The organism is Streptomyces graminilatus (assembly GCF_001418565.1).
In the GTDB taxonomy this organism is placed as follows: Bacteria; Actinomycetota; Actinomycetes; order Streptomycetales; family Streptomycetaceae; genus Streptomyces; species Streptomyces graminilatus.
On record NZ_LIQQ01000376.1, the window covers coordinates 22,010 to 32,478 of the forward strand.

Here is a 10,469-nt window from a genome sequence, read left to right on the forward strand (position 1 = left end):
CCTGGACGTCAAGCGGAACTACTGATCCGGAGGGCAACATCACACTCCGTCGCCGACATGAACGAACGGCGGAGACCTGCACAAACAGCCTTCACATACTCTCCATCTCCCCATGGGGCACTCGCCCGTGTTTACGGAGTCCTGACCAAGGTCCGGACAACCGGGCGCACTTGTCGCGGGTCCTGATCATCGACGGCTTGATTCCGCCACTCTCGAACGCCATCGAATGAACACGCACGAAATAGCACGAATGCGACGGAACGAATGATTTCAGCCAGCCGCAAGAGGTCTGCGGGAGCCCTGGGTGCCGCGACCGCGACCGCCGTCGTGCTCGCCACCGCCACCACCGTCACCACCGCCGCCACACCCGCCTACGCGACCACGGCGGGCACGGCGGCGACGGTGACGTGTGCCTCCCCGGTCTACACACGGCAGTTCTTCGCGAACACCACGTTCTCCGGCACCCCGAAGAGGACGGACTGCGACACCACCATCGCCGAGAACTGGGGCGCGAACGCCCCCGCGACGGGCCTCCCGAAGGACAACTTCGGCGTCCGCTGGACGGTGACAAGGGACTTCGGTTCGGGCGGCCCGTTCACCTTCACGGCCACCGCCCAGGACGGCATCCGCGTGTACGTCGACGGCCAGGCCAAGGTCAACCTCTGGACGAACGTCACAACGACCCGTACCAAGACGGTCGACGTCACGATCCCGTCCGGCAGGCACACCCTGCGCGTCGACTACGCCGCCTGGACGGGCAACGCGAACGCGGCCTTCACCTACACGCCCCGCACGTCGGCGGCGGTCGACAAGGTCAAGCCCCTGGCCCCGACGGGCCCCTCGGTCACGTACGACGGGACGACGGGCAGGGCGCGGCTCACCTGGGCGAAGAACAAGGAGCTGGACCTCGCGGGCTACCGCGTCTACCGCACCCTGAACGGAAGTCCGTTCGGCGCCACCCCCCTCGCGACGACCACCGCCACCACGTACACGGACTCGACCGTCCCGAACACCGGTGAGACGTACGCCTACGAGATCCGCGCCTACGACAGGGCCGGCAACCAGTCCGCCGCCGGCCCCGACGTGACCGCGACGACCGTCGACAGGACGCCACCGGCCCAGGTCACCGGGGTCAGGGTGACGGTCGCGGCGTCGACCCTGCGGCTCGACTGGAAGGCGGTCGACGACGCGTTCTCCTACAGCGTGTACCGCGCGAGCGCGCCTCAGGGCCCGTACACCCGGATCGTGTGGGCGGTCGGCGACACGTACTACACGGACGTCACGGCGAACATCAAGCAGCGCGCGTACTACCGGGTCACGGCCGTCGACAAGTACGACAACGAGTCCGTGCCGTCCGCGACGGTCGACCCTGGTGAGCCGGACACGACGGCGCCCGACCAGGTCACGGGCCTGACGGCACAGGGCACGACGGCGGGCAACGCGGTCCACTGGCAGGCGTCCTCGCCCGATGTGGAGCACTACGAGGTCTGGGCGGCCCCGGCGGGCCAGACCGACCCCGACGGCCCGGACATCGCCCTCGGCACCTCCTTCGACGACGAGACGGCGCAGGCCGGGGTCCCGGTCACGTACACGGTCCAGGCGGTCGACGCGTACGGGAACGTCTCCCCGGTGTCGGAGACGGTGACGGCGACCCGCCCCGCGCCCGGCGAATCGGCGGCGCCCACGGGTTTCGCGGGCACCGTCCGGGACAGCGACACCGAACTCACCTGGGCCTACTCGCCGGACGTCCGCTTCGGCTACCGCGTCTACCGCCGCACGGGTACGAACGACGCCTGGACGCGGATCAGCGGCGACGGGGTGCCGGGGTTCAGCTACGACGACACGACGGCCCCGGTCGGCCCCGCCTCCTACTACGTGGTCGTCCTCGACCAGTACGGCAACGAGTCGGCCCCCGAGGGCGTGGTCACGGTGAACCGGGCGACCCCGGCCACACCCACCGCGCCACCGCCGCCGACGGTCACCCTGGCGGCCCCGTACACGCAGTGCACGGCGAACGACTGCGCGGCGCACGGCGGTGCGGGCGTTCCCCTGTCTCTGACCCTGACCCCGCCGTCGGACCGCCTGGTCTGGGGCTACGAGTACAGGTTCGTCGGCGCCACGGGGTACATCTCGACCACGGACCCGACGGTGACATGGACACCGCCCTCGGACGGCCTCTACCTGTTCGAGGTACGGACGGTGGACTACTACGGCGGCCGGAGGGGCCCGTTCACCTCGGTCAGCTTCAAGGTGGCCTGAGCCCGCTCGCGTTTCCCGAACAAACTCACACCAGCCGTACAACCAATCCACACCTTCGTGAGTCCTGATCGTCAACGGCCAACTTCACGCCGTTGACGATCAGGACGCGAAGGACCGACCGTTGTGAACCCAGCCAGACGCACGACAGTCACGGCCACCACCGCGACCGCCCTCGTGCTCGCCACCACCGGCGCCCTGCTCAGCACGACGGCCCCGACGGCCTCGGCCGCGCCGGTGACCTGCGCGTCCCCCGTCTACACACGGCAGTTCTTCGCGAACACCAACTTCTCCGGCACCCCGAGGAAGACCGACTGCGACGCCGCCATCGCCGAGAACTGGGGCGCGAACGCCCCTGCCACCGGCCTCCCGAGGGACAACTTCGGGGTGCGGTGGTCGGTGACACGGGACTTCGGCTCCGGCGGCCCCTTCGCCCTCACCGCCTCCGGGACGGACGGCATCCGCGTCTACCTGGACAACAGCCGCGAGATCAACCTCTGGTCCGACACGACCGGTTCGCACTCCAGGACCGTCAACGTGACGATCCCCAGGGGCAAGCACACCCTGCGCGTCGACTACGTCAACCGGACCGGCGCGGCCAAGGTCAAGGTCGGCTACTCGCCCCGCATTTCGGCGAGTGCGGACAAGGTCAAGCCCCTCGCCCCGACCAACGTGGTGGGCATCTACGTTCCCGACGGGAGGGACAACTCGTACACCGACCTCGCCTGGTCCGCCAACAAGGAGATGGACCTCGCCGGTTACCGCGTCTACCGTCGGCTACAGGGCACCGGCACCTGGACCAAGGTGGCCACGGCCCCGGCCACCAAGCTCACGGCCTGGGACCAGCCACCGCCCACAGGACAGTCGTACTTCTACGAGATCCGCGCCTACGACAAGGCGGGCAACGAGTCGGCGGGCTCCGTCGATCAGGGGATCACCACGTACGACTGGATCGCCCCCGCCCCGGCGGTCCTCACCGCCACCGCCGTGGAGGCCTCCAACAACCTCACCTGGACGGCTCCCGCCGACGCCGTGCGCTACAGGGTCTACCGCAAGGCGGAGTCGGAGCCGGATACTTCGTACACCCGGATCGCCGAGACCACCGCCAGGAACTACGCGGACACCGAGGCGGAGTACGGCGCCGCCTACGACTACGAGGTCGACGCGCTCGACGCGGCCAGGAACGCGCGGTCCTCCAACGTCGTACGCAGCACCCGGTCCATCCTCCCGCCGCAGGACGTGACGGCGACCGTGACGGACGACGGCGTGGTGTTCACCTGGACCGAGGCACCTGGCGGCGACACCACCGCCTACAACGTCTACCGCTCGACGACCTCCCCGGTGGACACCACCGACGAGGAGCCCATCACCTGCAGCGCCCGCAAGACCCGTACGGACGCGGCCGGCGACAAGATCCGCACCTGCGTCGACTACAAAGGCGACCGAGGCACCACCTACCACTACGTGATGGTCCGGAAGAACACCGCGGGCCGCTGGTCCACCGGTTCCGCCGAGATGACCGTCACCCGGCCCGGGGACGAGGTCCCGCCGCCACCGGTGACCAATCTGACCGCCGCTCCCCTGGAGTACGGCTTCAAACTCGACTGGGACGACAGTCCGGCGGCGGACCTGAAGGAGTACACGGTCTGGGAGTACTTCTCCTGCTGCACGCCCGACTTTCTGGGTACGGTGCCCGCCGGTACCTCTGAGTTCGTCGTGGGCCCGGAGGCGGCCAACGGCGGGTCGCACACGTACGTCGTCATCCCGTCCGACATCTACTACAACCACGCCGACGTGCCGGACGGCCCCTTGGACAACAGCGTCTCCGCGGTCACCGCCACCGAACTCGACCTCAGGCCGACGACGGTCCCCGAGGACACCGCCCCCTGCTCCCTGACCACCTACACGGCCCTCGGCCACGAGGGCGGCATGTACATCGACTGCCCCGACTCGGTGGCCACGAAGGCCGTCGGCATCAACGTGTACCGCTGGGACCGCGCGACGAGCACCTACGTCCGTGTGACGGACGTCCCGCTGCGCCCCACCGTCACCAGCTACACCGACCGCACCGTGCCCCACGGCACGACCGTCTACTACCTGCTCTCGGTCGTCGCGGCCGACGGCTCGGAGACCTTCAGCAACGTGGGCTCCAGCGTGTCCATGCCGAACGGAACCTGAACTCCCGCTCCTCAGCTTCGCTTGGGACCCGTGATCGACTCCCCGATGACAAATCCCTTGGCGGGGCCCTCCGGAACCACGGCCTCGGTGCCGTAAGGCACCCGGTGCTCGTCCTCGTAGCGGGCGTGCTCAGGCACGGGAGCGGTCAGAATGCTCACCGTTCCTTGGTTGTCGTAGTCGTCGACGATCACATACACGGGGATTCCGGCACGGGCGTACTCCCGGCGCTTGCGTACCCGGTCGCGATCCTGGTTGCGCTTACCGGGAGAGACGACCTCGATCACCACGTGAACCGCTGACGCGTTGACGCCGAGGCTGTCCTCCGCCTCGATCAGTTCACCGTCCCTGGGCGCCACGAACCCGTCCGGTACCCAAGCTCTGAGTGGATGGATCACATTCGTGTCGTTCCAGGCGCCGTACTCACTGCCCTGGAGAAAGATCGCCAGTGCGTCGCGCAGGCGGTTGACAACCTGGGCATGCGAAAAACGTCCGGTGGGCGACACCTCGATGGCTCCCTCGATGATCTCAGCGCGGTAGCCCTCGGGGAGTTCCATGGCCTTCCATGCCTGCCACACGACCTCGTCCAGGTTGGGTTCGTTCACGAATTCGGCCTGGGACTCGGACATGGTCTCGGGCCTCTCGTGCGCAAGAGCGGTCATGGCGGCACCTCCTCCTCAAGTGTGGGCTTGGCGTCCTTGAGGCACAAGCAACCCAGTCACACCAGGTAGGACTGTTCGGCTGAACAGGCGTTTCTCCTCGGAATCACCCGACGGAGTGAGGGCGGAACGATCTGCCGTCCGGGGCCGTACTACTCGATGCGTCATGGAGGGACCCCGACAAGATGATCAGCCGATCACTCTGATCAGATGCCCTTCCCCCGGCCGAACCAGAAGCCCCACCACAACACTTGACAACACTTGACAACATTTGACGGAGAACCTGTGACCGATTCAGGCGTCGAGCCATTACCCGCGACTTCCTCCGCCCGCCCGCCAGCGGTTCCGGCCCGCCGGGAGGACAGCGCCGTGAAACCGGCCGCCCTTCCCATACCGACCTGTGTCCTGAGCGACGCGGCCCCGCCTGTCGTGAGTGACGGTCACGCCGTCGACCGGTTCGTCCAGATCGGCTCCCTCACCAAGGTGGTCACCGGCACGGTGCTCACCCGTATGGCCGCGTCCGGCGCGCTCGCGCTGGAGGATCCCGTCGAGCGGTGGCTCCCGACGACGGCCTCTGGAACAGGAATCACGCTCCTGCACCTGGCCCGGCACACCTCCGGCCTCCCCCGCCTGCCACCCGGCCTCGGTTCCGACCGGGACCCGTACGCGCCGTTCGACCGCCCCGCGCTGGACCGGCTGCTGCCCCGCCTGGACACGCTCGTCACCACACCTCCCGGGCAGGAGGAGGAGTACTCCAACCTCGGCTACGCCGTACTCGGCGCGGCCCTGACCGAGGCCGCCGGAACGACGTACGAGGAACTGGTGGCCGAGTACGTCCTGCGGCCCCTGGGCATCACGGAGATGACCGCGCACCCCGAACCCGGACGGCGTCTCCTGGCCCCCGGGCCCGGCGGCCGGCCCCGCAGACCGTGGACGATGGACGGCGCGATCCTGCCGGCGGGAGGCCTGTGGGCCACCCCGCGTGCGGCGGCCGACCTGCTGGTACGCCTCCTGGTGGAGCGCCGCCTCGGAGAACCCGCGCCGAGCTGGCAGCAGTTGGGCCGGTTGCTCTGGCACAACGGTGCGACGCTCCACGACTCGATCTTCGCCGGAGCGGTGGAGGACGGCCGGTGGGTGTTGATCCACCGCCTCAACGGCGACCCGGAGGACACGGACCGGCTGGCCATCGAGAACCTCAAGGGGAGACCGACCGATCAGGCTTGACGCGAGAGGGGCCCGGAGATTCGAACCGAATCTCCGGGCCCCTTCACACGCACGCTCGTCGCCTAGTCCTTGGCCTTCTTGGGCCGCCAGACCACCAACGCACTCGTCTGCTGGACCTCCTGATACGGCACCAGATCCCGCCGGTACGAGGCGTGGACGGCAGCCTCCCGCTGCTGCATCGCCGCGGCCGCGCCGTCCAGTGCCGACTCCATCTCCGCCACCCGTGCCTGCAACGCGGCGACCTGGTTCTCCAGTTCGATGATCCGCTTGATGCCGGCCAGGTTGATGCCCTCGTCCTGCGACAGCGCCTGCACCGTGCGGAGCAGTTCGATGTCGCGGGCCGAGTAGCGGCGGCCCCGGCCGGCGGTGCGGTCGGGGGAGACCAGGCCCAGGCGGTCGTACTGGCGCAGGGTCTGCGGGTGCAGGCCCGAGAGCTGGGCCGCCACCGAGATGACGTAGACCGGGGTCTCCTGCGTCAGTTCGTACGGGTTGCGTCGACGACCGTCCATCTCGGTCAAGCTCCCTTCGCTGCCTCGAACAGCTCCGCCCGCGGATCCTCGTCCACGGTCGCCTCGCGATACGCCTCCAGTGCGTCACGAGCCTTCCCCGTCAGCTCCGTCGGGACACTCACCTCGACGGTGACCAGCAGATCGCCCCGGGTGCCGTCCTTGCGGACCGCGCCCTTGCCCCGCGCGCGCATCGTGCGCCCGTTGGGCGTGCCCGGGGGCAGCTTCAGGGTGACCGGCGGGCCGCCCAGGGTCGGCACCCTGACCTCGCCGCCGAGTGCCGCCTCGGCGAACGTCACCGGCACCGTGACCGTCAGGTTGTCCTCCTTGCGGCCGAACACCGGGTGGGCGTCCACATGGACCGTGACGTAGAGGTCGCCCGCCGGGCCGCCCCGCTCGCCCGGTGCTCCCTTGCCGCGCAGGCGGATGCGCTGGTTGTCCGCCACCCCGGCCGGGATGCGCACCTGCATGGTCCGGGACGACTTCGCGCGCCCCGAGCCGTTGCACACCAGGCACTCGTGCTCGGCGATCAGGCCCCGGCCCTTGCAGTCCGGGCAGGGATCCGTGAGGGAGAAGCCGCCGCCCGAGCCGCGAGCGACCTGGCCGGTGCCCACGCAGGTCGGGCAGACCCTCGGTGTGCCGTTCTTGTCGCCCGTGCCCGAGCACGCCTTGCACGGTGACTGGGACGTCATGCGCAACGGGACCGTCGCGCCGTCCACCGCCTCCGTGAAGCTGAGCGTGACCTCGGTGTCGATGTCCTGGCCGCGCCGGGGCTGCGTACGCGTGGTCCCGCCGCCGCCCCGGTTGAACAGGCCGCCGAAGACATCCCCGATGCCGCCGCCGAAGCCGCCCGCGCCGGAGCCGGCCCCGGGCCCGCCCTGGGGGGCGCCGCCGAAGAGGTCACCCAGGTCGAAGTTGAAGGAGCCGCCGCCCGCGCCCGGCCCCGGGCGGAAGCCGCCGTTGCCGAAGAGGGCGCGGGCCTCGTCGTACTCCTTGCGCTTCTTGGGGTCGCCGAGGATGTCGTTCGCCTCGGAGATCTCCTTGAAGCGCTCCTCCGCCTTGGCGTTGCCCTTGTTGGCGTCCGGGTGGAACTCGCGGGCGAGTTTCCGGTACGCCTTCTTGATCTCGGCCTCGGTGGCGTCCTTCGGGACGCCGAGGACCTTGTAGAAGTCCTTCTCGATGAAGTCCTTGGTGCTCATCCCCGACGTCCCTCCTTCCCCGCGTCAACCGTGCCGCCGGCGCCATCGGTGCCGGCGGCGCTCACGTCAGCCCTCTTCCGGGCCACCGTTCTCCTTGCCGTTGCCGTCCGCCGACTCCGGGGAGTCGCCCTTCTCGGCCTGCGTCGCCCCGGGCTGGGGCTCGGCCACCGCGACCCGCGCGGGACGCAGGTTGCGCTCGCCGAACCGGTAGCCCGGCTGAAGGATCGCCACGCAGGTCGTCTCCGTGACGTCCGGCGCGTACGAGTGCATCAGGGCCTCGTGGATCGTCGGGTCGAAGGGCTCGCCCTCCTTGCCGAACTGTTGCAGGCCCATCTTGGCGGCGACGGTCTCCAGCGACTCGGCGACGGACTTGAACCCGCCGACCAGTTCGCCGTGTTCCCTCGCGCGGCCGATGTCGTCGAGCACGGGCAGGAGTTCGGTCAGGATGCTCGCGATGGCGATCTCCTTGACCGTGATCCGGTCCCGCTCGACCCGGCGGCGGTAGTTCTGATACTCGGCCTGGAGCCGCTGGAGGTCCGCGGTGCGCTCGGTGAGCGCCGTACGCACCTGGTCCAGCTGTGCCGTCAGACCGGCGACCTGTGCTGCTGCTGCGTCCCCGGCCGGGGACGCCCCCTCCGAAGAGGGGGCGGCCTTCGGCTCGGCGTCGTCGGGGGTGGCGCCGGAGGGGACGTCGGGCTTCTCTTCGAAGCCCGGAGTCTCCTCCGTCACGCGACACCGTCCTTGCGGTCGTTGCGCTCGTCGTCGACGATCTCGGCGTCCACCACGTCGTCGTCGGCCTTCGGGGCCTCGGCGCCGGGCGCGTCGCCGCCGGCGGCCTGCGCGGCCTGGGCGTCGGCGTACATCGCCTGGCCGAGCTTCTGCGAGACGGCCGCGACCTTCTCGGTGGAAGTGCGGATCTCGGCGATGTCCTCGCCCTTGAGCGCGGCCTTCAGCTCCTCGATCGAGGCCTCGACCTCGGTCTTGATGTCGCCGGGGACCTTGTCCTCGTTGTCCTTGAGGAACTTCTCCGTCTGGTAGACGAGCTGCTCGCCCTGGTTGCGGGTCTCGGCGGCCTCGCGGCGACGGTGGTCCTCGTCCGCGTACTGCTCGGCCTCCTGGCGCATCCGGTCGACCTCGTCCTTCGGCAGCGAGGAGCCGCCAGTGACGGTCATCTTCTGTTCCTTGCCGGTGCCGAGGTCCTTGGCCGTGACGTGCATGATGCCGTTGGCGTCGATGTCGAAGGCGACCTCGATCTGCGGCACACCGCGCGGGGCCGGCGGCAGGCCCGTCAGCTCGAACATCCCGAGCTTCTTGTTGTACGCCGCGATCTCGCGCTCGCCCTGGTAGACCTGGATCTGGACGGACGGCTGGTTGTCCTCGGCCGTCGTGAAGATCTCCGAACGCTTGGTCGGGATCGTGGTGTTGCGCTCGATGAGCTTCGTCATGATCCCTCCCTTGGTCTCGATGCCGAGGGACAGCGGGGTGACGTCGAGGAGCAGGACGTCCTTGACCTCGCCCTTGAGGACACCGGCCTGGAGCGCGGCGCCGATGGCGACGACCTCGTCCGGGTTCACGCCCTTGTTGGCGTCCTGGCCGCCGGTCAGCTCCTTGACGAGCTCGGCGACGGCGGGCATACGGGTGGAGCCACCGACGAGAACGACGTGGTCGATCTCGGAGAGGTTGATGCCCGCGTCCTTGATGACGTTGTGGAACGGCGTCTTGCAGCGCTCCAGCAGGTCGGCCGTGAGCTGCTGGAACTGGGCGCGCGTGAGCTTCTCGTCCAGGTGCAGCGGGCCCTCGGCGGAGGCCGTGATGTAGGGCAGGTTGATCGAGGTCTCGGTGGACGAGGACAGCTCGATCTTGGCCTTCTCGGCGGCCTCGCGCAGACGCTGGAGGGCCATCTTGTCCTTGCCCAGGTCCACACCGTGGCCGGCGCGGAACTGCTGGACCAGGTAGTCCATGACGCGCTGGTCCCAGTCGTCACCACCGAGGTGGTTGTCACCGTTGGTGGCCTTCACCTCGACGACGCCGTCACCGATCTCCAGGAGGGACACGTCGAAGGTGCCGCCACCGAGGTCGAAGACGAGGATCGTCTGGTCGTCCTTGTCGAGGCCGTACGCGAGAGCGGCGGCCGTCGGCTCGTTCACGATGCGCAGGACGTTCAGGCCCGCGATCTCGCCGGCCTCCTTCGTCGCCTGACGCTCGGAGTCGTTGAAGTAGGCCGGGACGGTGATGACCGCGTCCGTGACCTTCTCGCCCAGGTAGGCCTCGGCGTCGCGCTTCAGCTTCTGCAGGATGAACGCGCTCATCTGCTGCGGGTTGAAGTTCTTCCCGTCGAGCTCGATCTTCCAGTCGGTGCCCATGTGGCGCTTGACCGACCGGATGGTCCTGTCGACGTTGGTGACCGCCTGGCGCTTGGCGACCTCGCCGACCAGCACCTCACCGTTCTT

The 10,469-nt window shown here is 69.1% G+C and carries 8 protein-coding genes; 3 read left to right on the plus strand and 5 right to left on the minus strand.

All coding sequences use genetic code 11. The annotated features are described in order from the left end of the window. The first annotated feature begins 264 nt into the window (after nucleotides 1-264). Nucleotides 265-2,259 carry a fibronectin type III domain-containing protein gene (locus AOK08_RS29510; RefSeq protein WP_055531711.1) on the plus strand — a complete coding sequence of 665 codons (1,995 nt, stop codon included), beginning with the start codon at nucleotides 265-267 and terminating at the stop codon, nucleotides 2,257-2,259. Between the two features lie 123 nt (nucleotides 2,260-2,382). Further along, nucleotides 2,383-4,434 (plus strand): fibronectin type III domain-containing protein, encoded by a 2,052-nt coding sequence (locus AOK08_RS29515; RefSeq protein WP_055531713.1) that lies wholly within the window; start codon nucleotides 2,383-2,385, stop codon nucleotides 4,432-4,434. 11 nt (nucleotides 4,435-4,445) lie between these two features. On the opposite strand, the gene AOK08_RS29520 is transcribed toward AOK08_RS29515, so the two are convergent. Further along, on the minus strand, nucleotides 4,446-5,093 hold the full coding sequence (locus tag AOK08_RS29520) for a Uma2 family endonuclease (RefSeq protein WP_055531715.1): 648 nt from the start codon (nucleotides 5,091-5,093) through the stop codon (nucleotides 4,446-4,448). A gap of 426 nt (nucleotides 5,094-5,519) precedes the next feature. On the opposite strand from AOK08_RS29520, the gene AOK08_RS29525 reads away from it, so the two are divergent. Continuing rightward, nucleotides 5,520-6,314: a serine hydrolase domain-containing protein gene (locus tag AOK08_RS29525; RefSeq protein WP_241827136.1), complete on the plus strand. Its 795-nt coding sequence runs from the start codon at nucleotides 5,520-5,522 to the stop codon at nucleotides 6,312-6,314. Nucleotides 6,315-6,376: 62 nt separating this feature from the next. On the opposite strand, the gene AOK08_RS29530 is transcribed toward AOK08_RS29525, so the two are convergent. The 4 genes from AOK08_RS29530 to dnaK form a co-directional block, all read right to left on the minus strand. Next, nucleotides 6,377-6,823 carry a heat shock protein transcriptional repressor HspR gene (locus AOK08_RS29530; RefSeq protein ID WP_055531717.1) on the minus strand — a complete coding sequence of 149 codons (447 nt, stop codon included), beginning with the start codon at nucleotides 6,821-6,823 and terminating at the stop codon, nucleotides 6,377-6,379. A 5-nt stretch (nucleotides 6,824-6,828) separates the two neighbouring features. Then, nucleotides 6,829-8,019 carry a molecular chaperone DnaJ gene (dnaJ, locus tag AOK08_RS29535; RefSeq protein ID WP_055531720.1) on the minus strand — a complete coding sequence of 397 codons (1,191 nt, stop codon included), beginning with the start codon at nucleotides 8,017-8,019 and terminating at the stop codon, nucleotides 6,829-6,831. A 66-nt stretch (nucleotides 8,020-8,085) separates the two neighbouring features. After that, entirely contained in the window at nucleotides 8,086-8,748 is a 663-nt protein-coding gene (gene grpE / locus AOK08_RS29540; protein WP_055531721.1) for a nucleotide exchange factor GrpE, read from the minus strand. Then, nucleotides 8,745-10,469, minus strand: a 1,725-nt coding sequence (dnaK, locus tag AOK08_RS29545) for a molecular chaperone DnaK (protein WP_055531727.1), incomplete at its 5' end; no start/stop codon positions are given. The genes grpE and dnaK, both read right to left, overlap by 4 nt.